The following is a 21,817-nucleotide window of genomic DNA, read 5'->3' as shown; positions in this document are numbered from 1 at the left end:
CAGGGATGAGCATATGATTTACATTTATCATGACTACGGTGGGACACACACCACATCAATAGCTGCAGCCTTTCATTTACATCTTTTAAAGCCCTCTTCTCTTCCTTTAACAAGTGAAGAAGTTCTTGCCGTGCCCTTTTTTAACAAATTAACGAAAAAGGACGCCGGACGACTCCTTTTCCACGGTCGGGATTCAGATGGCCATAAAGTCTACACAATTGGTAAAAAATCGTCGAAACTGATCGTGCCCGCTTTATATGATATGACTTTAATGCTATTTGACCATTTTCAAGTAGATGATCAGATTATCCTCTCAAACACGTCACCAACCGTCCCGTTTGTTATGTCAATAGGAGGAGGTCTTTCTCGAGGGCTTGGCATCGATACTCTCGGAGTACCGCTTCTCATCAATGGGGCTAAAAAGTGCAGTCCGCTCATTTATGATCTCGTTGAGCATACGAAAAAACAAGCTCACCAAATGACGGAAAAAGTGCTCCTACTCGAGAACCAGCATTTTAAGATTTAGAAAGTTTCCCTTGTAGCGCATTGAACCATCGTTTGGTTCAACGCGCACTTTTCAGTCTAGGTGTTTTCCAGGCTTTCATCGGAATGAGTAAATGCACAAAAACAACGATCGCAATTACTACCATCACCAGAACACCCGCAATAACACTAAAGCGAATGGAAACAAACTCTGCCATAGCTCCACATGCGACCGTCACAATGATAATGACAATGGCCTCCGCAACCCCAAACAAACTCACAATTCGTCCCATCACCTCAACAGGAATATGCTCTTGATAAAACGTAAGAAAGCCTGTATTTGCAAATGCGAGTGAGAACGAGAGAATAAAGCAGCCAACTGCCGCCATTGTCATACCAGAAGAAGTCGCAAATACCACATAACCTAAAGCTAATAAAAGAGATCCTGCTCCCATCAACATCGATGTAGAAAGCCTTTTTACAAGGAACGTATTCATAACGGCACCTACCAGTATGCCACCTCCAGCAATACTAACGAGAAACCCATACTCGGTGTTCGATAAATTCAGCACGCCTTTCGAAAACGCTGCTTCAAGAGAATCCACACCCGCGGTCATCACGATAACGGCACTAAACAGAAAGTAAATGATAACGACGGAACGAAACTTTTTACTAAACTCATAAACAATTCGCCAGTCTTCTCTTAATTGCTTGAATGTAAAAGTTGTGGTTTCTTTTGCTTTGAATGACTCAAGGTTTGGTAATAAAAGAATCAGAAATCCAGCGAGCATCAAAGCAATCGCATTAACATAAATTGCTGTCACAGGTGTACTAATGATAAAAAGAAATCCAGCAATCGCAGGCCCTATGACAAAAGCGCCTGAATCCATTAAACTTCGAAATGAATTGAATTGTTTTCTTTCATGAATAGGAACAAGCTTTGTCATGTAAATAATTGATGCCGGATGGTACAGGGCATGCCCCATATTCACAACTAGAACGAGACAGTAAACCCACCACAGCGAAGTAACTAAAGGTAGTAGCGAAAGAATCATCGCTTGAAACAAGAGCAACGAGGTCATGAACTTTCGTTTATTTACCCGGTCAACGATGCTACCTGACCATCCGTTTGTGAGAAGCGTTGCGAGCGGTTTTAGTAAATAAAGACCTGTTACCGCAAGAGCTGATCCAGTTTGATTAAAGATCATTAAATTAATAGCAATGTGATAGACCCATTCCCCAATATTCGCCATACCCGTACTGGCAAGGAAGATGATTTGACTCTTTTTGTTTCGTTTCCCTTTCTTCATTTACATCAGCTCCGATCGCGATAAGTTTTAACCAATAAAAAAATCTCACCCCCAGGACGTATAGTCCCGGGGGCGAGATTGCTTATCGCGGTGCCACCCCGGTTCAGTCATGTGTCGCCACATCACTCTTATCAGGTACGGCAGAAGCTGCTTATACCATAGCTCGTTAACGGGAGCTCCCGTTACACCATCCCCACGTTCGGTTCCGATGTACAGCTCAGAGGTTTGGTTCAATCATGTTACCTTCACTCCTTTTCAGCTACCGGAGCTCTCTGTGTAAGGTCGCATCATCTACTCTTCTCATCATCGCACTTGATTTTGTTATATAATACCAGTACGGCTACACCTTGTAAATGCTTATTTACAAGCCTCTTATTTTATTTAAAATCATACGCTGCTCAACAGACGCAACTGACCTTCTAGTCGCTGCCACCGTATCTGGATTAATGCTCACGCTATCAATTCCTTCTTGAATGAGGAACTCTGTGAATTCAGGGTAAGTCGACGGCCCCTGTCCACAAATAGAAACGGTTTTACCATACTTATGAGCTCCGTGGATCAGCTGTTTAATCGCTCGTTTTACGGAAGGATTTCGCTCATCGAAATAACCCATGCTGTTCAGAATGCCAGAGTCACGGTCCGATCCAAGAATAAGCTGTGTTAAATCATTGCTTCCGATGCTGAAGCCATCCACAAGCTGCGCGAATTCCTCCGCTTCAAAAATGACAGACGGCACTTCCGCCATAATCCAAATCTTGAATTCCTGATTTTGAACTAGTCCTTCTTCTGCCATAATCTTCTTCACTTTCTCCACTTCCCACGTTGTCCGAACAAATGGAAGCATTGTCCAAACGTTGATTAGGCCGTACTCATCACGAACTTTTTTAATCGCTCGACACTCCAAACGGAATCCTTCTTCATACTGAGGAGAAATATAGCGTGAAACACCTCGCCAGCCGATCATCGGGTTTGCTTCAACTGGTTCCACTTCATCTCCCCCGATGAGGCCACGAAATTCATTCGAGCGGAAGTCGCTTAGACGGACAACCATCGGCTTCGGGTAAATATCCTGCGCCACCTTCGTGATTCCTTCGCTCATTTTTTCAATAAACATCTCTTCTTGTCCGGTTTTAAGCAAATGCATCGGGTGAATACCGATATTTGAAAAAATAAATTCCGTTCGCATTAACCCAATGCCGTCAAACGGCAAGTGTTTGTATTTATTGATTAGATCAGGCTCACCGAGATTCATATAAATCTTTGTTCCTGTAATCGGTGCAAGCTGATGAAGAAGTGCTTCGTTAAACCCTTCGTTGGTGTTCGTCGCTTCAGTAGCCGATTCTTTCTTACTCGCTGGATCAGCGTCATTTAGAATTCCTTCATATACAACTCCACGCGTCGCATCAACCGTTACTTCCATTCCATCCATTAACACATCTGTTGCAATCGAAGATCCAACAATACACGGGATTCCGAATTCACGTGAAACAATAGCGGCGTGACACGTCCGTCCGCCTTCATCTGTAACGAGCGCTGCCGCTTTTTTCATAGCAGGAATCATATCTGGATTCGTCATAATGGTCACTAGAATGTCGCCTTCTTCTACAAGAGAAACTTCACTAATATCTTTGATTTTACGAACCTTTCCGCTTGCAGAACCAGGTGAGGCAGCTAATCCTCGAACGAGCATCTTCTTTGGCGTTTCAACCTTTTCAACCACTTTTGTTTCCTCCTCTTTTAGTGTTGTTATTGGACGAGCTTGCAGAATGTAAAGTTCATTTGTTTGGCAATCAAGGCCCCACTCAATATCCTGAGGCGTTTGATAAAGTTCTTCAATTCGAACAGCGTCACGTGAAAGCTGAGCGATTTCAGCTTGCGTTAAGCATTGTTGATTGACGTGCTTCTCACTTAAATATTCTTTCACGGCAACCGTATCCGTTCCGATTGCGTTGGCTTTCTTTACGACAAGCACTTTCTTTTCGGCTACGTGCTTTTCGATTAATTTAAACGTTCTCTTATCGACGATGTACTCATCTGGTGAAACCATCCCTGAGACAACCGCTTCGCCAAGTCCCCAGCTCGCATTAATCATCATCTGCTCTCGTTCACCCGTAATTGGATTCGCTGTAAAAATAACACCTGATTTTTCACTATTCACCATTAGTTGTACGACCGCACAAAGAGAGACATCGAAATGGTTGAACTGCTGTTTTTCGCGATAGTAAATAGCTCGTGATGTCCAGAGCGACGCCCAGCATTTCTTGATGTGATAAAGAAGTGCTGTAATCCCAGAAATCTCAAGATATGTATCTTGCTGACCTGCAAAAGAGGCTTCCGGAAGATCTTCAGCCGTTGCCGAGCTTCGAACGGCAACGAACGGGTCCGTTACGTTAAGATCCTCACTAAACGCTGCATAAGCATTTCGGATCTCTACTTCAAGAGATTCAAGCATATCTGTCTGTAGGATCCATTCCCTGATCTCAGCACTCACCTCATTAAGCTGATCATTATTTTCATAATCAAGCGTCTTCATTTTTTGAAGAATCGACTGATCAAGTTCTCGTTCAGAGATAAACGTGGCATACGCTTCAGCTGTTACACAAAAACCAGGCGGTACGTGTACACCACTCTGCGTAAGCTCTCCAAGATTTGCTCCCTTACCACCGACAAGAGCAATATCTTCCTTTCTTATTTCATGAAACCATCGAATCGCACTTTGCTCCACCATTTATCCAACGCCTCCCTACTAGATTCGATTATTAGAATAACACATTAATTTAATTATGTCATACTATTTATTTTAAAAGTTTAATAATGATGAACTTATAGGTTGATAGGTTATTATTTTCGTCATTTTTTCTCACCTCGGCCATGATACGTGCCCACTTTCCTTTGTGAATCCTAACAATTTCTTAACTTCTCTTTGTGAAATCCCACAAAGGTGTTCATTTTCTTGTATACTCTTAATCAGAAGTAATGAATGTAAGGACATCGTTTACGAGTCATAAGAAAGGAGTGGTAGAAAATGCATACCGATCAAGAACGTCATAACCCTTTTCAGGGGCCATTCCGTTCGTTAGAAGATTTAGCTGACTGCATTCGAGAAAACCTTGGCTGCCCCGTCACGATTGAAGATTCAGATCATCGCATTCTAGCGTATAGTTCACACGATGAAAATGTGGACCCTGCTCGTATTGCTACTATCATGAAACGAAAAGTTCCAGAAGATGTGATCAAAAGCCTATGGAAAAAAGGCATTATCCCTCAGCTATTTGAGAGTGATGATCCGGTTATTATCCCGGCGATCCCAGAAGTAGGGCTAGGACAAAGAGTGGCGATATCGGTTCGAAAAAACGAAGAGCTTCTCGGCTTTATTTGGGCTCAACTTAATTGGGAAGTAAAGCAAGAAGAATTAGCGCTTCTAAAAAAAGCGGCTAAAGTCGTTAAAAATCAAATTCTTAAACTTGAAATAAAGAAGCGACATTCAGAAGAAGGTCATCGCGAGTTTTTCTGGAAACTGCTTACGGGACATTATACGAAAGAAGCAAATATACTAGATCAAGCCTCCACCTACCAAATTAAGATAAAGGGTGAAATGGCGATCGTAGTCTTTGAGTTTAATGATGAAATTCAACAATCGCTCGAACGCCATATGAACTATTACATTCAGGCTTCTCACCAAATCGAATTAATCTATAGTACGTTGGATCAGAATCAGCTCATTCTGCTCGTTCGACCAACTGATCAAAAAAACACGGCCGAGCAGCTATCAGAATTTGTACAGGTGTTTGTTGAGAAAATTAGTAATCGCCTTGGTGTTGATACACTAAAAGGCGGAGCTGGTACGCTTTACCAAAGTCCTCTTTCGATTAAAGATAGCTACCGTGAAGCACTTCATGTGTTATCCATTAAAGAACGATTCAAGCGTGAAGTGATGTCAATTTATAGCTATCAAAATCTTGGGATCTATCAATTTATTGATCTTCTCTATAAAGAGCGCAAGCATTATCAAAACAATTATATTGAGAAGCTCAAGCAGTACGATGCCATTAATCACACACAGCTACTTGAAACGCTAGAAGTATATTTGCAGCACGATAGCAACGTGAAGGCCGCGGCTCAGGTTCTCCATGTTCATACGAATACGTTAAACTATCGGTTAAAACGCATCACTGATGTAGCAAATCTTGATTTAAAAGACGCTAACCAAAAAGTCACAATCTATCTCGATTTAAAAATAGAACAAATGAAATTATAGGGTGTTTGTGTAATTACACAAACACCCCCTTTTATTTTCTTTTATTTACACAATGTGAAATCCAAATAGGGCGTCTATAATCGTAGGTAATTGATCATTAATTAAGGCTAAGGGGATGAAATGATGTATATTGGTATTCCAAAGGAAATTAAAAATAATGAAAATCGTGTAGCGATTACTCCAGCAGGCGTCATCGCACTAACAAAGGCTGGTCATCACGTAACAGTTGAAACTGAAGCAGGAATTGGAAGCGGTTTCGAGGATATCGACTATCGAGAAGCTGGCGCCACAATTGCGACAGATGTAGCCGTTGTTTGGAATCAAGAAATGGTGATGAAAGTAAAAGAACCACTTCCTTCTGAATATACTTATTTCCGTGAAGGACTCATTCTCTTCACTTATCTACATTTAGCAGCTGAGCCTGAACTAACGAAAGCTCTTAAAGATAGCGGCGTAACAGCGATCGCGTACGAAACAGTTGTCGATCGTGGAACATTACCACTTCTAACACCAATGAGTGAAGTGGCAGGACGCATGGCTTCTCAAATCGGTGCACAAATTCTTGAAAAGCCTAAAGGCGGAAAAGGCATTTTGCTTGGCGGCGTTCCAGGAGTGAAGCGTGGCAAGGTAACCATTATCGGCGGTGGCGTTGTAGGTACAAACGCAGCGAAAATCGCGATGGGTCTTGGCGCAGATGTGACGATTCTTGACTTAAGCGCTGAGCGCCTTCGTCAGCTTGATGATATTTTCGGAAATGCGATTAATACGCTTATGTCTAATCCACTCAACATCGCACAAGCTGTTAAAGAAGCGGACCTTGTTGTTGGAGCCGTACTCATTCCAGGAGCAAAAGCTCCGAAGCTTGTAACCGAAGAAATGGTGAAAAGCATGACACCTGGATCTGTTCTTGTCGATGTTGCGATTGACCAGGGCGGAATCATTGAAACAGTTGATCACATTACTACGCACGATAACCCAACTTACGAAAAGCACGGCGTTGTTCATTATGCCGTAGCGAACATGCCTGGTGCAGTTCCAAGAACATCAACGATCGCACTAACAAACGTAACGATTCCTTACGCGATCCAAATCGCAAATAAAGGCGTAACGGCTGCGATCCAAAGCAACCCGGCACTTGAAAAAGGATTGAACGTAGCAAACGGAGCGATTACTTACGAAGCCGTTGCACGTGACCTTGGTTATGACTATGTTTCAGCAAACGATGCTTTGCTTGGCACGCATGCTTAAACCGTTAAATTGTAAAAGGGGAACTCCAATGAGAATGGAGTTCCCCTTTTTTTCATTCAATTAAAGCTCCAACTTTGCAAAAAATATCGAAATATAACTTGTCATAAGAAAAACATAGGACGAATTTAATCTCCCTCTGTTTTCCACAACATTATTTATCTGTCTGTTTTTGCTTCTTTTTTAAATACTCCGCACGTATTTTTTCAAGATGACTCTTTTTATCAAATTTAGCAGACGGCTGTTTCTCATGAAACTTTGTCACAGCTACCTTACTTTTGTGATCCAATTGATATCTTCCCACTTTGCTCACCACTTTTCTTCTCTTACAAGAGAATCTATTCAACAATATAATACACCTTATTTTACAGCAGTAATCTTTATTTTGAACACTTATTTCACAAAAAATGTACTTCTAGTTCTTAAAAACTTGCTCCGAAATTACTGAAGACTTGATCTCGAGATATCCTCAAGATTTTCAACTAACGCACCAAATAGGCTTTACTGCATTTGGTAACGAGTCGTGACAGGCACCGTCAAATGAATCACGCTTCGATACGGTTATATTGCTGTGGGCGATTTATTTTTTGGTTCTTTGATTCCTGCACGATGATCACAGAGCTGATCACCATGATCATTCCGATATATTGCCACGTCGATAAGGTTTCGTTGAAAATGAAGAACCCGATGACAGACGCGACGACTGGCTCAATCGTTGCTATAATCGAGGCACGGCTTGATTCCACATATTGAAGACCTTTCGTGTAGAAAATGAATGGGAGCATCGTAGAAAGAAAGCCAAGTCCGATTACGAGTCCTACCACTTTTAGATCGGTCAAAGTAGAAACTCTCGAACCTAATCCACTGAAAGGGACAATTGCGAATGAAGCGAAAAGAAACGTGTACACCGTAACGGTTAGTGAGTCATATTTCGAAAGTGCTGCTTTTCCGAATATGCTGTAAAGGGCATAGAAAAATCCTGATCCTAGTCCAACGATTAATCCATATAGCGAAATGGATGCGGTGGAGCTAGAAAAGATTCCAATTACAAGGGAACACCCTATCAACGTAATCATTAGGGCAGTGACCTTGCGAGCGGTCAGTGATTCTTTGAAGAGAATTCGAGATAGAATCGTAACAAACGCCGGTGCTGTATAAAGTAAGATGAATGCAATCGAAATAGAAGACTCTTTCATAGAACTGAACAAACACCAATTAAAAAGAACAATACTAATAATACCGGTACCTATGAAATACCCGGAGTCCCCCACCTTTATTTTGAACAGATGACGATTCTTTATAAAAACATAAGGGACCATGAAGATGGAAGCCGTTAACACTCGCATTGCTACGACTTCAAGCGGCGTAAATCCTATCTCATAAAGGTACGTTACGAAAATCCCTATTACTCCCCATAGTGAAGCTCCGATTGCAATCAGTAGCCATGCCGATTTACTTTCCATCAACATCCCTCCTATCTATAATCCATTTATACTAACACAGGACTAATTCCCCTTCAAAACTATATCTGGATTTAAGTAAGTATAAATTAAGGTCCAGACATCAAACAATTAAACAAATCTACGCAAATTATCTCAAATCCAAGTTTTCTAGAATGCCGTACAAATTTTCATACTAATCATTTCAAAAAAATTCCCCATAACTCAATCTTTATTTACAGTTAAAAGGAGCCTATCTATTACAGATAAGCTCAGAGATTGTTTAATAACTGTTATTTCAAAGACATTTCTTCCTCAAGTGATTGTCGTTCCATTTCTGGCACCTCAGTAGTCAGCTATTGTGGAGCCTTATGAAAATATTCATTTCATCTGATATAATTAAATTACAAAATAAAGGTGGTGGTTTATGTGTTAGAACGTGAAAGTGAATCACAAGGAAGAAAGTTTGCTTGGGTGGGTAAATGGGCAAAAATGACTGGTGATCGTGCAAAAATTGATGCCAAGGTAAATAACACCTATATCGTTTATGATACAGAAAATGGCCTTGTGAAAGAGTATCCTGATGGAACCGTTGTAAAGTTTGACCAAAAACCAGATGGTGATATTGAATGACAAAGCCAAAGCTCCCTCCCATGATGTATGTTTTTGCTGGTAACAATGGGAGTGGAAAAAGCACGCTACGTAACCTTCTAATTGATAAGTTAGGCATAGACATTAATCTTGATCCTGATTCCATTGCGCGTAGATTGGATCCACAATCACCTGAGACGAAACAATTAGCAGCAGGTAAAGCAGCCGTAAGACTGATTTACGAGTGCATTGAAGAAGAAAAGAGTTTTTCAATTGAAACGACGCTCGCTGGAAAAAATGCGATTCACCAAATGACCAAAGCCAAGGAAAAAGGATTTGAAATTACAATGTTTTATGTTGGATTAAGCCACGTCACGCAAAACATTGAGCGAGTCGCATTACGAGTGAGGAATGGTGGCCATCATATCCCAACAAAGGACATCCTGAAAAGAGATATCACTTCCAAAGAAAACCTACTTCAACACTTGTCACTCATTAACAACCTCGTCGTTATCGATAACAGCAAATCAGATGGAGAATTGATTTTAGAAATATCTAATAACCAATTAACCTTCGAAACTGATGAGATACCTGACTGGGCAGACCCTATAAAACAGAAATTTAATACTCTAAGGTGAAAGCTTCTTCTATTGGTTCATAGAAGAAGCTTTTTAATGTAACTAAGGAATGAACACAAACTAAACAATCGCTCCGATTTAATAGATCAATGGATCTTCTTGAGTTGCTCCGAGATTGTTGAAGACTCGATATCAAGATAATTAAAACCCAGAAAACATTCTATATAGATAAATCAAAAAGGGTACAATATGTTTAGTGAAACAAAAAATAATATATCGTTTATCTTAGAGCTATGAAATAATTCATTCAAAAGATTTCAATTTCAGATCTACAACAATCAAGTTTAAGGAGTATAGGATGAAAAAAACTCTACTTTCAGGTGCACTATTAATATTCATAATAGTTATTGTAAATCATCTTTCTGCCTCAGATTTTGAAGAGAAGAAAGCATTGGAAGTATCAAATTCTAACTTACAGGCAGCGGATTTCAACTTAAGTAATTTTAATGGTGAAAACTACTCATTAGAAGTTCTTCAAGAAAAACCGTTGATAATTAATTTTTGGGCATCCTGGTGTGGACCGTGCAATAATGGAGCACCACTTCTCGTTGATTTATACGAACAATATGGAGAAAATATTGAGTTTTACGGCATTAACACCACTGATGGAGAACTAAAAATCAAAGATGCCAAAGGATTTATGGAGAAATTCAACATTAATTTCCCTGTATTATTAGATACTGAAGGTAGTGTATCCAAAGAATATGGAGTCATAGCGTTACCGACTACCTACTTTATTGATCAAAATGGAGTTATAGTTGATAAAATTCTAGGTGAAGCCTCAAAAGAAGAGCTTGAAATGAAAATAAAAAAATTAATAAATGAAACATAAATCTGATAATGTTCAATATTCAATTAGGTGGCATTTGAAAAGTTGGAATTAGTGACATCTATGAATTTAGATTGATTTTACAAACTCTAGATAACCTATTCTTTCCTCATCCTCCTGTTTTTTATAATTAAGCTCTTTTCTTTTCAATTAATGTCCAAACTCCATAAATCAATATGGAAGCAGCCATCATTATTAAGAACGCATTAGTAATTAAATTAAAATCTAATTCATTAATTGTTTTAGTAATTTCACCGTTCTTTCCGGTTTGGTGAATTGTCCAGCCATTGTAGCCCAGAAAAAAATACGAAAGCGTAAATGCGATTATTAAACCGCCTAATAAAGAAAACCAAGTTTTCATCATAGACCAACCCCTTTTTACACTCTATGTCCTTAATGGCTCTTCAGTATTATCTTCAATAATTCTTATACAAAACTACATAGAGCGCTTCCTTTTTATTACGGAAACGCTCCGAGATTCCGGAAAACTTCAAGATACTATAATCCTGTGATAATTAGGTATTATGTGTTTTTCCTAACCTTAACCCATTAGCAACAACACCAATTGCCCCTGTAATAATAAATACATAGGCAATAAACAACGGTGTTGAGGATAGCGTTTCAGTAAATAATCTAAACAAACCAACCACAAAAATAAGAAAGCTACCTATTAGTGCAACAACTATTCTATTCGTCATTTTCACTCCTCCTAAATAAGTATTTTCCCTTTCACAAAGTTAATAAATTTAATGGAGATTCAAAATTCTATTTAGCAAGCGCCAAACATCTGCAATACCAATTATTTCAAAACACTTCTAATAAATCCATATTTCATTTCACAATAAGGAGCCTATCTTATTAAAGATAAGCTCCGATTTAATTGAATAAATAAAGCCTGCTTAGAAATATTTATTTATTATTTTTATCCATCCCAATATTGCTAAAAAGAACATAATGACCCAAAATAGACTTCTACGCCATATCCTGGGTATAGAAAACCAATATGAAACAATTTTCAACGATGTATTATTTTCTTTATTGCTTTTATTACTCACAACATCACCTCAATTGACATATACAACTCTTACTAATAGGCTAATCTCCCCGAAGCTGGAATATCGTTCTAGATCAAAATAAATGTTTTCATAGATGTTTCAGAAAAAGCTCCGAGATTATGGAACATTAATATTTGTTATGATTGTTTCCAACCACTGGTTTGTATCCTTAGAACAGAAGCCATTACCCCTATGAGGCAAAAGATAATTCCTACTGGCAAGATGATGAATAGTAAAAGGTCCGGAACTATTCCCAGGTAAGGTAGAATTATACATAACGGAACTGCAACGGTCAGGGTTAATAAGATGATCAAATCAAGTTTTTTGGTATTCAAATAATAATCCTCCTAGAGCATAAAGTAGTTCGATTAACATCTAATTTTAATCAAAATGCTTAATACCAATTATTTCAAATCAGAGCTAATAAATCCATCTTTTTCACTAAAAAGACCCTATCTTATTACAGATAAGCTCCGAGATTGTTCAATAGCTAGAATCAATCAATTAACCTGAACTTCGTATATACGTAGTAATCCTTTACTGTGACCTCACCATTCTGTGTTTTTCCATTATAGTACGTAACTTCTAAAGTATCTTCACCATCTTTTAAAACAAGCATATAACTTGAACCGATGGCATCCCAGGTGTCAGTTCTCTTAGAAGTGTTTATCTGATCAACTATTTCTCCAACTCGGTTCTGATCGCTCGTTTCATACAACGTCTCACCCGAGTCAATGTTAATCACTTTAGCTTCAGTATACTGTTTTGTTATTAACGGCTCCTTGCTACAAGAGGCTAGTATGATAGTAATGATGAGAAGTAAAGGAATGAAACTCTTCATTATGTCAGCCCCTTTCTAAAAGCCGTTTATGAAATTTCAAAACTACTTGCTCCAGAATCCTGCCCTCATTTATGCCGCGCTTACTCCCCAAACGCTCCGAGATTGCTGAACAGTGAATATCAGTCACCAAACAGTTTATAATCAATCTCTACTTTCAACCGATCAATTTTTTTGTATCCAAACCTTCCAATTATCGTAACCTTCTATGTTGATTACTTTATCAACTTTTTCAATCTCCTTGTTTTTTGAATCACTCTTTAAAAAGCCTACACGATATCCTTCATCGCTCTCTAACATTATTTCAAAAGGGCTCCAATTTTCATTTGGTTCCATTAGGTGTGTAATGTTGTTCACTTTCCACCTATTATCTTTTTCTATGAAATGAACTTCCGCAACCCAAATTCCCTTTTGTGTATATGTCCCTTCTAGTACCACCAAAGTTAAATCATCGGCTACTTGATGAGAACCATAAATCTTCACATCTTTAAATTTATCGTACTCATCTATTGCCTTTTCTGGACTGTTTTCACCTTCTTCTTCCCACTGAATACAACCTGCTAAACTAATAGCTATCAACAATACAAGCATAAAAAATCTTATCCTCAAGATTTCATCCCCCCTTCTGAATAGATTTCCAATTTACTTAAAATTAATTTTTCTATAATACGACTAATCCCTTAATACCAATTATTTCAAATTAGTGCGGATAACTCAATCTTTTACTTCAAATTAAAAAGGAGCCTATCTTATTACAGATAAGCTCCGATTAAATGGAAGACTAGACTTCAAGATATCTTCGGTACTTAAAATAAGTCTTCTTTGAAACCTCGAACCATTTTCATAAGCTCCACTATATGATGATTAAAAAGATCTTGATTTTAAGATTTTTCAAAAGCCCACTCATATAACCATTTAAAAAATGTTGCAAAAAAAGAGATGCCAATTATACTTACAACTGTCTGCTTATGTGATAAGAACAACACATTCCATATTGATAGGCCAACAATCATGAATAAGAAGAACTTAAAATAACTTAACACTTTCACCACCTCTATTTTTCACACTAAGATTTGATACACAGACTTCAATATTTTCATTTCGTTTCCAATACATTTACGAAAGAAGGTCCTACTTTGTTTCAACCTGTCTATTATTTGATAACTGATCCTTCTATATAAATACTCTAAACAAAAAAAGAGAGCCAATTCTTTGTTAAAGAATCTCGCTCCGAGATTGTTTAATAACTGTTATTTCAAAGACATTTCTTCCTCAAGTGATTGTCGTTCCATTTCTGGCACCTCAGTAGTCAGCTATTGTGGAGCCTTATGAAAATATTCATTTCATCTGATATAATTAAATTACAAAATAAAGGTGGTGGTTTATGTGTTAGAACGTGAAAGTGAATCACAAGGAAGAAAGTTTGCTTGGGTAGGTAAATGGGCAAAAATGACTGGTGATCGTGCAAAAATTGATGCCAAGGTAAATAACACCTATATCGTTTATGATACAGAAAATGGCCTTGTGAAAGAGTATCCTGATGGAACCGTTGTAAAGTTTGACCAAAAACCAAATGGTGATATTGAATGACAAAGCCAAAGCTCCCTCCCATGATGTATGTTTTTGCTGGTAACAATGGGAGTGGAAAAAGCACGCTACGTAACCTTCTAATTGATAAGTTAGGCATAGACATTAATATTGATCCTGATTCCATTGCGCGTAGATTGGATCCACAATCACCTGAGACGAAACAATTAGCAGCAGGTAAAGCAGCCGTAAGACTGATTTACGAGTGCATTGAAGAAGAAAAGAGTTTTTCAATTGAAACGACGCTCGCTGGAAAAAATGCGATTCACCAAATGACCAAAGCCAAGGAAAAAGGATTTGAAATTACAATGTTTTATGTTGGATTAAGCCACGTCACGCAAAACATTGAGCGAGTCGCATTACGAGTGAGGAATGGTGGCCATCATATCCCAACAAAGGACATCCTGAAAAGAGATATCACTTCCAAAGAAAACCTGCTTCAACACTTGTCACTCATTAACAACCTCGTCGTTATCGATAACAGCAAATCAGATGGAGAATTGATTTTAGAAATATCTAATAACCAATTAACCTTCGAAACTGATGAGATACCTGACTGGGCAGACCCTATAAAACAGAAATTTAATACTCTAAGGTGAAAGCTTCTTCTATTGGTTCATAGAAGAAGCTTTTTAATGTAACTAAGGAATGAACACAAACTAAACAATCGCTCCGAGTTTGTGGAAGATTGTCATTTTACTTCCAATACTCGATTACTGTTCTTTCTTTTGCTTTAGCAACCGTTAGTGAAAATACCTAGTATGAGATTACTCATATATCTATTCCAAAAAAATTAAGTAGTTCTGAAATGATTTCATCACTTCCTGGTTGAAACATAAATATTGAGAACGCAATACTTATGACCCCTATCAATACCAAGCCATTTCTTTTATTCCCAAGTAGCCCCTTAACAACTAAAAATATTCCTACAAATAATATTAAGAAATACCAAATCCCCATAACCTCACCCCTTAATAGAATAACGTTTCGTCAAATCTTGCACCAGATTGCTAAGCGATAACCACTGTGTAGCTATCGCTCCGATTTTCTAGAAGAAACAATGATTTCATTAATGTAAGATATTTTCTCTATTCTTGGTTCTTATAAAATGAATTGTAATGAAAACTAGAAAGATCAGAGAGAAAGCGCTTAAATATGGGTACACTGAAATCTTAAAAGAGTACAAAATCTTATCAACATCTGAGATGTTACTGGTGTCTAAAGGAACTTCGGTGAAAAATAAATGATCTTCTATGTGTGGATCATTTATTATGTAACTACCAACTATCGCTGATGCAAAATACGTTGTTACGAAGATAGCAATTCCAATAACGATCAGAAAGAAAAACGTCGTCTTTTTCATAACACAACTCCCATCAATTTAGCATATCTAGTTCATTATTCCTTTCGCGATTCTCCTTCAAAGAAGCTTCGTGAAATTTCTATTGTTATGTGGGAATCGCTCCGAAATTACGGAAGATCATTTATTTACGAACACTTTTTCATCTTTCAATTTCTCTACTCCTTTTTTCCTTATCCAAACTTCAATATCATGATTATGGTCATGGTCTTCTTTTATTGGTACTTTTAAAAGCGACTTCAAAAATAGTCCCTATTACTATTCCTCCAATAAAGAATGAAAGCTCGTTTTCTATTAGTAAAAAGTACAAAGAAACCACCAAAATTATGGTTCTTATTATTCGTTGGGTTTTTTTATTTTTCAAATGCAATTTCCTCTTTCTTTATGCTCTATCGTGTAGATTATTAAATAATCGCTCCGATTTAACGGAATAATGAACTCTATTCAATATTCTTGATTTGCCCCCTTTACGTGAAGACTTGAGTTCGAGATATCTCTGACTGCTCTATTCTTTAGTACCCGTTTCAGGAATAACTTTATTTAATTACCCTCTATTTTTTACGTTTAATAAAATTGGATAATATATTTTTTCGAATCGGTTTAAATAGTTCCCTTTGCCGAAAAAAACCTAACATACTGCCAGAAAACATTAAGGCAAACAATACAATCATAATAATTGTCGAAAGAATTTTTTCTGATAAAGTCATGTCAGAATTCAGATTAGGGTTAAACCATGATAACCAAATGCCCAACGTTCCCCCCGCAATAACTCCAGTAATGGTTGCAAAGGTAACCCATACCTTTTTTTCATTTAATCCTCTTCGTTTCACAAAAAAAGTGGAACATAGAATAGAAATTAGATTAATAAAAATAAAAAACAATAAAAAGACCAAAAATTCATTGTCCATAATAAAAACCGCTCCATTACCTATTTATTCAATTTACTTTTCCCCTTCTTGTATAAATATTGTGCTCAGTTAGATCAATAAGGAACAAACCATTATTCCTGATTTGCTCCGATTTAATTTTATAAAGATTGTATTTTTATCGCTAATTCTTTTGGTCTAACGTCCATAGTGGATAACTTGGTTATTTCTATCCACATCGGTAAATATGTTCCTCTTTGCCTTTTCTTATCTGTATACTCTTCTCCTTTCCCTGTACCAAAATCACCATTCATTATCTCAGCAAGGAAAAAGTATTGAGTTCCATTAAAATCAACTGTTGCTAAGCACTCACCGACTTTAACCGTAACACCTAATTCTTCTAACGCTTCTCTTTTAGCTCCATCTTCAGGAGTCTCTCCATCTTCTATTCCTCCGCCAGGAAACACATAATAAACAGAACCTTCTCGTTCTCTCTTAATCAGTCCGACTTTTTTATCTTTAATCAAAACTACTGAACCCCTATTTCGCAAATGTTTCCCTCCTATTTTATAGAAACATTTATTCAACAATCCTGCTCAAATCTCTAATACCAATTATTTCAAATAAAACTGTATTACTCAATCTTTAATTCTAGTTAAAAGGAGCCTATCTTATTACAGATAAGCTCCGAGTTTGTGGAAGATTACTACTTAAGTGCCTTTAGTTTTTCTCTTCTATTTTCAGGTTGCTTTAGCCAATAACGTAATCCTCTACCAGACAATGGTTCGTCATTATATCTTGGTATCACGTGAAGGTGACTATGGAAAATAAATTGATTTGATACTTCGCCGACATTCCAACCAAGTGTATAACCATCTGGAGAAAACTCTTCATCTAAGAATTTCTTAGCATCCTGTAAAAGGTCATATGTATCGTTCCACTCTTCTTTCGTTAATTCAAATGCATTAGCGTGGTGGTTCTTAGGAACAATGACTCCACATCCTTCTAATACATCTTGTTGTTCGTTATGTTGTAAGAAATAACAAGATTCATTCTCAAATAATATGTTTTGATCCTTGTCCTTATCTGGGTTACAAAAAGGACAGGTTTCTTCATATGCCAATAAAATTTCCCCTTCCTTATTTTAAAACTATTCTGATATTAACATAAATTACAGAACCCTACTCAAGGTTTTTCCTGCCAGGTCGATGGGTTAAACAAAAAGGAGCATTATCCTTGGTCGATCAACGCTCCGATTAACTGGAAGACTTGAAATCAAGATAACAGGAATGGTTTTTTTAACGTTTTTTCGTATTCTCTAATCTATTTTTCGTTGGGACCATTCTCTCTCTAAAATACTCATCTCCCACAAACTCCAGTATTCTTCACCAATTTTTCTCGAATCTCTTAGTAAACCTTCTTTGATAAATCCAGCCTTTTCATAACAAGCAATTGCTGATGAATTAAAGTCAAACACACCAAGACTGACTCTATGTAAATATAGTTCATCAAATGCTACTTTAAGAATTTCGGTCATCATATGTTTGCCGATCCCTTTTCCTCTTACATTCTTATCGCCGACTAACACTTTCCCTACTCTCGCAGACTTATTTCCTCTATCGATTTTACCTAATGAGATATGTCCGATTACTGTGTCAGTCTCTCTATCAAAGACACTATAAATCAATACATCAGAATCATCATTGTTAGCATCCTTCAAATAAACACCAAGCTGATCTTCATCCAATGGAAAAGTGAAATTAGGACCTCCCCATTGTAGTAGGAACTCAGGAGTTTCAATCCAATTTATAAGTTTTTCAAAGTCAGCACGTTCAAAAGGTTTCAATTCAATCATTATAAATGTCTCCTCTTTCATTTTGAATCGCTTTAGTCACATTAAAACGATAACTGTTTTTTATTCCGGTTTTTATCCTCGGGGTGATTGCAACATATAAGGTTTACTTTAAATTTGTTTTGAATACATAACTTACTTTGGCATAATCCATTTTATTTTCATAGAAACTGTGTGCGTCTTTACGCTGTAACCCTGAAGATAATGCAACACTTTCATATTTATTTTCTTTTGCCCAATTATGAACGTAGGTAAGTAGTTTTTCACCATATCCTCTTGACCGCATATTAGTGTCGGTAACTAAATCACAAACCCATACAAATCTACCGTAATATAGAGTGGTCATAGGTTTAAATCCAGTTACTGCAACGATTTCTTTCCCATGAAATAAGGCAAACATTTTATACCTTTCTATTTCTTTTGCCTCTAATACTAGGTCAAGAAATGTATCTTCATCTAAGTGAGCTCGTAATTGTTTCATAACAGGAAATGCTTCAATAATTTGAGCCTTTGAGTGTAGTTCTTTAACACTTAATGAATCCATTACAGATTTCCCCTTTTTTAAAAATTTAGACAGAGTATAACATAACCCTTTATTCCATAAAACTGTTCAAAACATTCATAGAGCGCTTACCTTTTATTCAGCAAGCGCTCCGAGATTGTGGAAGACTCAATTTCAAGATATATAATACTTCCTGGTTATGCCTTGTTTATGTTTACATGGTAGATTTCATGCTTATTTAACATACCCTATATTTTTCTCTTGTTCGCTTATATCCAATTCAGGATGGTATTCTCTAACCAATCTCATAACCTCTTCAATTAATCCCTCTAACTCTATTACACCTTTTTTTGGATCCCTTATTAATATTTCGTTCATTCGATTATGGAGATTTTCTGGTTTAATCTGCATAAGTTCAATATTATTCCCCATCCATTTAAAAACAGGGTGATGAACATACATATGATTTAGGCCAAACAAAACTCCAAACAAATTCTTTTGCACCCCACAAATGACATCGTAGAGCATCAACCAGTCCTTACGTTTTAAAAGTGCTTCGCGGTTATTCCATCGGTTACTCAACCAAAGATTTTCAGAAATCATATGTTTAGAAAGTTGTAATGGATATGTAGCAACCCTATTTTTTAATTCATTGATTTTTTCTTTACCAAAGAGGCCTACACCACTATGAATGGAAGCTAAAATACATTGCTTGTCATAATCAGTTTCGTGATTTTCCACCACATCGGAAATAAAGCGTTCTACTGATTTAAACAAAAAGCTGCTAATTTCAAACTTAATGCCATTCTGATTTAAGTAAGCCTCCGACCACTCTTCATCTTCATAAGGATGATACGATAGAATAGTTCCATCAATTTGCTTAATGGGATACCGTCTCTCCTGATCTGTTGGAGGGCTTGACCATAAAATATGTAACTCAATATCTGAATGTTCATCTTGTAGGTTTTTAGATACTGAACCAGCAAGAATGATGGCTTCTATCTTTGGGTTTTCATTATACACCGCTGCCATATCAATTGATTGTTGTAATAAATCCATCTTAGACCTCCACAATTTCACGTTTGAATAATCGTATTTCCTTTAAAAAGACACCTAGTTAATATTCAAAAATTCCTGTTGTAATCGCTCTTATTATTACGAGTTATTTATATTCTTTTATTCCATTTTCAAATGCCTCTTTATCATTATTCTCAATTCCATGTAGAGCTTCTTGTAAAGCAAATGTGCTTTTATAAAAGTTCATTCTTTCTAAAACTTTATCGCCTTCCGGATATAAATTTAGACACCTTTTGATAAAAGGATTTCCGTAACTCGCTAAAAGACCTGCAAAGTCATACGCAGCGTCACCAATTTCCGTTTCTCCAAAATCAATAACTCCGGTTATCTCTTTACATTTGGAATCCCACAAAATATTTGATGATCCAAAATCTCCATGGATAAGAACTGTATTAAAATTCAAAAGGTCATTTTTAGATAAAAAACTTTCAAAGTTTTGAGCGACTTCTGCCTGTGATTCCTCATTCATATATGGGAATAGCTTCTCTTTAAAATTATCGTATAGTTCTTCTATAGATTCACGGATATTTTCAACGCTCTGCTTCTTAATATTTAAGTTATTGATAGGTTGAGAGTGTAATTCAGTTAGAAATTGAACCAACTGGGTAGCAATCTCTTGTATATGGTCTTCATCATCAATTTTTTCCATAGCACTGGACCAGAAGGGAGTACCTTGAATTAGTTTATAGCCTGTGAAGACCTTTCCTACTTCGTTAGATTCAAAAGATCTATAGTGAGGATAAGGAATTGATAAACTAACTTCTTCCTTTATATGATCCAAAACTTTAGTTTCTTTTTCTAATTTTTTAATACCTTCTATGTACTTTGGAAACCTAAAAACTAGCGTATTATTAACAATTAACACATCATTATTTTGACCGATATCATTCATTTCAATTTGATTTATCTCTAAATCGGGATAAAGCTCTCTTATTGTTTCTTCATAAATAGCTTTCAAACCAATACCCGCCCATCATCTTCTTCAATAATCCTGCTCTACTCGTCAATACCAATTATTTCAAAACAGTTCTAATAAATCCATCGTTTATTTCACAAAAAGGAGCCTATCTTATTAATGATAAGCTCCGAGTTTGTGGAAGATTGCCATTTTACTTCCAATACTCGATTACTGTTCTTTCTTTTGCTTTAGCAACCGTTAGTGAAAATACCTAGTAGGATATTACTCATATATCTATTCCAAAAAAATTAAGTAGTTCTGAAATGATTTCGTCACTTCCTGGTTGAAACATAAATATTGAGAACGCAATACTTATGACCCCTATCAATGGTAGTGTCAATAAGTTTGTGTAATTCAAAAGATAGGGATATCCTCTAGCCTTCATTGAGGTGGGAAGTTCTGGCAGGGCCCCGAGGAGCCCTGCCAGAAAAGTCGCTTTTGACTTTATTCTTCCATGACCCCATACCGTTCCAGAAACATCCCCTGTAAAGTAGGAAAGGCCGTGATAAAACCACGTAGCTTTCGCTCGCTCCAGCGCTGATTGTAGTCCTTGGATTGGAGGTAAACGATTTTCTCGGCAGCTTTTTCTCCTGGCAGACTATTCATCGTTTTTGTGCGCTTCTTGATCTCTTTAATCGTCCGTTCGATGATATTCGTCGTATAAATCATCGGACGAATGGAGGAAGGATAGCTCAAAAATGTTAAGAGAACGCTTAGATCCTGTTCCCAGGATTTCACGACCTTCGGATATTTCTTCTGCCAGTTTTCCTTGAATGCTTCAAACCTCTCTCTAGCTTCCTCATGGGTATTGGGTTGATAAATGGGTTTGAGATCTTCTGCGACAGAGGATTGATCTTTCTTTCGCACAGCGTTTAATAATGGAGCCTAACTTATTAAAGATACGACTCTCCCCAAAATAAACAATATAG

The 21,817-nt window shown here is 37.1% G+C and carries 24 protein-coding genes, 1 pseudogene and 1 other annotated feature; of the genes and pseudogenes, 8 read left to right on the top strand and 17 right to left on the bottom strand.

Annotation, left to right across the window (positions count from 1 at the left end; genetic code table 11):
- Positions 1 to 13: 13 nt before the first annotated feature.
- Positions 14 to 526 carry a DUF3189 family protein gene (locus AC0VYJ_RS05450; RefSeq protein ID WP_475366761.1) on the top strand — a complete coding sequence of 171 codons (513 nt, stop codon included), beginning with the start codon at positions 14 to 16 and terminating at the stop codon, positions 524 to 526.
- A gap of 37 nt (positions 527 to 563) precedes the next feature.
- Here AC0VYJ_RS05450 and AC0VYJ_RS05445 read toward each other — a convergent pair whose 3' ends face one another.
- Positions 564 to 1,793 carry an MFS transporter gene (locus tag AC0VYJ_RS05445; protein ID WP_475366760.1) on the bottom strand — a complete coding sequence of 410 codons (1,230 nt, stop codon included), beginning with the start codon at positions 1,791 to 1,793 and terminating at the stop codon, positions 564 to 566.
- A 65-nt stretch (positions 1,794 to 1,858) separates the two neighbouring features.
- Positions 1,859 to 2,109: a binding site (T-box leader), on the bottom strand.
- Between the two features lie 45 nt (positions 2,110 to 2,154).
- On the bottom strand, positions 2,155 to 4,521 hold the full coding sequence (gene ppsA / locus AC0VYJ_RS05440; RefSeq protein ID WP_475366759.1) for a phosphoenolpyruvate synthase: 2,367 nt from the start codon (positions 4,519 to 4,521) through the stop codon (positions 2,155 to 2,157).
- 297 nt (positions 4,522 to 4,818) lie between these two features.
- Here ppsA and AC0VYJ_RS05435 point away from each other — a divergent pair, with 297 nt between their 5' ends.
- Complete coding sequence (locus tag AC0VYJ_RS05435; protein WP_475366758.1) at positions 4,819 to 6,051, top strand: PucR family transcriptional regulator; 1,233 nt, start codon at positions 4,819 to 4,821, stop codon at positions 6,049 to 6,051.
- A 123-nt stretch (positions 6,052 to 6,174) separates the two neighbouring features.
- A complete protein-coding gene (gene ald, locus AC0VYJ_RS05430) occupies positions 6,175 to 7,299 on the top strand; it encodes an alanine dehydrogenase (protein WP_430243572.1) in 1,125 nt (374 codons plus the stop codon).
- A 151-nt stretch (positions 7,300 to 7,450) separates the two neighbouring features.
- Here ald and AC0VYJ_RS05425 read toward each other — a convergent pair whose 3' ends face one another.
- Together AC0VYJ_RS05425 and AC0VYJ_RS05420 are read right to left on the bottom strand one after the other, a co-directional pair.
- Complete coding sequence (locus AC0VYJ_RS05425) at positions 7,451 to 7,585, bottom strand: hypothetical protein (protein WP_430243909.1); 135 nt, start codon at positions 7,583 to 7,585, stop codon at positions 7,451 to 7,453.
- Between the two features lie 256 nt (positions 7,586 to 7,841).
- Complete coding sequence (locus tag AC0VYJ_RS05420) at positions 7,842 to 8,759, bottom strand: DMT family transporter (protein WP_475366757.1); 918 nt, start codon at positions 8,757 to 8,759, stop codon at positions 7,842 to 7,844.
- A 405-nt stretch (positions 8,760 to 9,164) separates the two neighbouring features.
- On the opposite strand from AC0VYJ_RS05420, the gene AC0VYJ_RS05415 reads away from it, so the two are divergent.
- From AC0VYJ_RS05415 to AC0VYJ_RS05405, 3 genes are all read left to right on the top strand, one after another.
- Positions 9,165 to 9,368 carry a hypothetical protein gene (locus AC0VYJ_RS05415; protein WP_098443859.1) on the top strand — a complete coding sequence of 68 codons (204 nt, stop codon included), beginning with the start codon at positions 9,165 to 9,167 and terminating at the stop codon, positions 9,366 to 9,368.
- Positions 9,365 to 9,964 carry an ATPase gene (locus tag AC0VYJ_RS05410; RefSeq protein WP_475366756.1) on the top strand — a complete coding sequence of 200 codons (600 nt, stop codon included), beginning with the start codon at positions 9,365 to 9,367 and terminating at the stop codon, positions 9,962 to 9,964. The genes AC0VYJ_RS05415 and AC0VYJ_RS05410 overlap by 4 nt, the downstream gene beginning before the upstream one ends.
- A 298-nt stretch (positions 9,965 to 10,262) precedes the next feature.
- Entirely contained in the window at positions 10,263 to 10,796 is a 534-nt protein-coding gene (locus tag AC0VYJ_RS05405) for a TlpA family protein disulfide reductase (protein ID WP_475366755.1), read from the top strand.
- A 127-nt stretch (positions 10,797 to 10,923) separates the two neighbouring features.
- Here AC0VYJ_RS05405 and AC0VYJ_RS05400 read toward each other — a convergent pair whose 3' ends face one another.
- The 4 genes from AC0VYJ_RS05400 to AC0VYJ_RS05385 form a co-directional block, all read right to left on the bottom strand.
- Positions 10,924 to 11,154 (bottom strand): hypothetical protein, encoded by a 231-nt coding sequence (locus AC0VYJ_RS05400; RefSeq protein ID WP_475366754.1) that lies wholly within the window; start codon positions 11,152 to 11,154, stop codon positions 10,924 to 10,926.
- A gap of 154 nt (positions 11,155 to 11,308) precedes the next feature.
- A complete protein-coding gene (locus AC0VYJ_RS05395) occupies positions 11,309 to 11,491 on the bottom strand; it encodes a hypothetical protein (protein WP_475366753.1) in 183 nt (60 codons plus the stop codon).
- Between the two features lie 853 nt (positions 11,492 to 12,344).
- Positions 12,345 to 12,689, bottom strand: coding sequence for a hypothetical protein (locus AC0VYJ_RS05390; RefSeq protein WP_475366752.1), 345 nt, complete (start codon positions 12,687 to 12,689; stop codon positions 12,345 to 12,347).
- Between the two features lie 162 nt (positions 12,690 to 12,851).
- Complete coding sequence (locus AC0VYJ_RS05385) at positions 12,852 to 13,295, bottom strand: hypothetical protein (protein WP_475366751.1); 444 nt, start codon at positions 13,293 to 13,295, stop codon at positions 12,852 to 12,854.
- Positions 13,296 to 14,072: 777 nt separating this feature from the next.
- Here AC0VYJ_RS05385 and AC0VYJ_RS05380 point away from each other — a divergent pair.
- Positions 14,073 to 14,276, top strand: coding sequence for a hypothetical protein (locus tag AC0VYJ_RS05380; RefSeq protein ID WP_475366750.1), 204 nt, complete (start codon positions 14,073 to 14,075; stop codon positions 14,274 to 14,276).
- Positions 14,273 to 14,872, top strand: a complete 600-nt coding sequence (locus AC0VYJ_RS05375; protein ID WP_430243582.1) for an ATPase — start codon at positions 14,273 to 14,275, stop codon at positions 14,870 to 14,872. The genes AC0VYJ_RS05380 and AC0VYJ_RS05375 overlap by 4 nt, the downstream gene beginning before the upstream one ends.
- Before the next feature lie 172 nt (positions 14,873 to 15,044).
- Here the strand turns inward: AC0VYJ_RS05375 and AC0VYJ_RS05370 are convergent, their stop codons facing one another.
- The 9 genes and pseudogenes from AC0VYJ_RS05370 to AC0VYJ_RS05330 all read right to left on the bottom strand — a co-directional run.
- Entirely contained in the window at positions 15,045 to 15,233 is a 189-nt protein-coding gene (locus AC0VYJ_RS05370) for a hypothetical protein (RefSeq protein ID WP_475366749.1), read from the bottom strand.
- 951 nt (positions 15,234 to 16,184) lie between these two features.
- A complete protein-coding gene (locus tag AC0VYJ_RS05365) occupies positions 16,185 to 16,541 on the bottom strand; it encodes a hypothetical protein (protein ID WP_475366748.1) in 357 nt (118 codons plus the stop codon).
- A gap of 119 nt (positions 16,542 to 16,660) precedes the next feature.
- Positions 16,661 to 17,050, bottom strand: a complete 390-nt coding sequence (locus AC0VYJ_RS05360) for an NUDIX hydrolase (protein WP_475366747.1) — start codon at positions 17,048 to 17,050, stop codon at positions 16,661 to 16,663.
- Positions 17,051 to 17,205: 155 nt separating this feature from the next.
- On the bottom strand, positions 17,206 to 17,622 hold the full coding sequence (locus AC0VYJ_RS05355; protein ID WP_475365782.1) for an HIT family protein: 417 nt from the start codon (positions 17,620 to 17,622) through the stop codon (positions 17,206 to 17,208).
- Between the two features lie 195 nt (positions 17,623 to 17,817).
- Positions 17,818 to 18,354 (bottom strand): GNAT family N-acetyltransferase, encoded by a 537-nt coding sequence (locus tag AC0VYJ_RS05350; RefSeq protein ID WP_475365783.1) that lies wholly within the window; start codon positions 18,352 to 18,354, stop codon positions 17,818 to 17,820.
- Between the two features lie 103 nt (positions 18,355 to 18,457).
- Complete coding sequence (locus AC0VYJ_RS05345; RefSeq protein ID WP_475365784.1) at positions 18,458 to 18,895, bottom strand: GNAT family N-acetyltransferase; 438 nt, start codon at positions 18,893 to 18,895, stop codon at positions 18,458 to 18,460.
- A gap of 192 nt (positions 18,896 to 19,087) precedes the next feature.
- Positions 19,088 to 19,912, bottom strand: a complete 825-nt coding sequence (locus AC0VYJ_RS05340) for a DUF4037 domain-containing protein (RefSeq protein ID WP_475366746.1) — start codon at positions 19,910 to 19,912, stop codon at positions 19,088 to 19,090.
- A gap of 103 nt (positions 19,913 to 20,015) precedes the next feature.
- Positions 20,016 to 20,888 carry a phosphotransferase family protein gene (locus AC0VYJ_RS05335; RefSeq protein WP_475366745.1) on the bottom strand — a complete coding sequence of 291 codons (873 nt, stop codon included), beginning with the start codon at positions 20,886 to 20,888 and terminating at the stop codon, positions 20,016 to 20,018.
- 444 nt (positions 20,889 to 21,332) lie between these two features.
- Positions 21,333 to 21,764, bottom strand: a pseudogene (locus tag AC0VYJ_RS05330) (transposase); the annotation flags it as partial.
- Positions 21,765 to 21,817 lie beyond the last annotated feature (53 nt).

It is taken from the genome of Anaerobacillus sp. 63XJN7_5_ISO-PGPR-S23-430, assembly GCF_056173695.1.
Note: the sequence above shows the minus strand (reverse complement) of the source record. Positions and strands in the feature narration are given on the sequence as shown.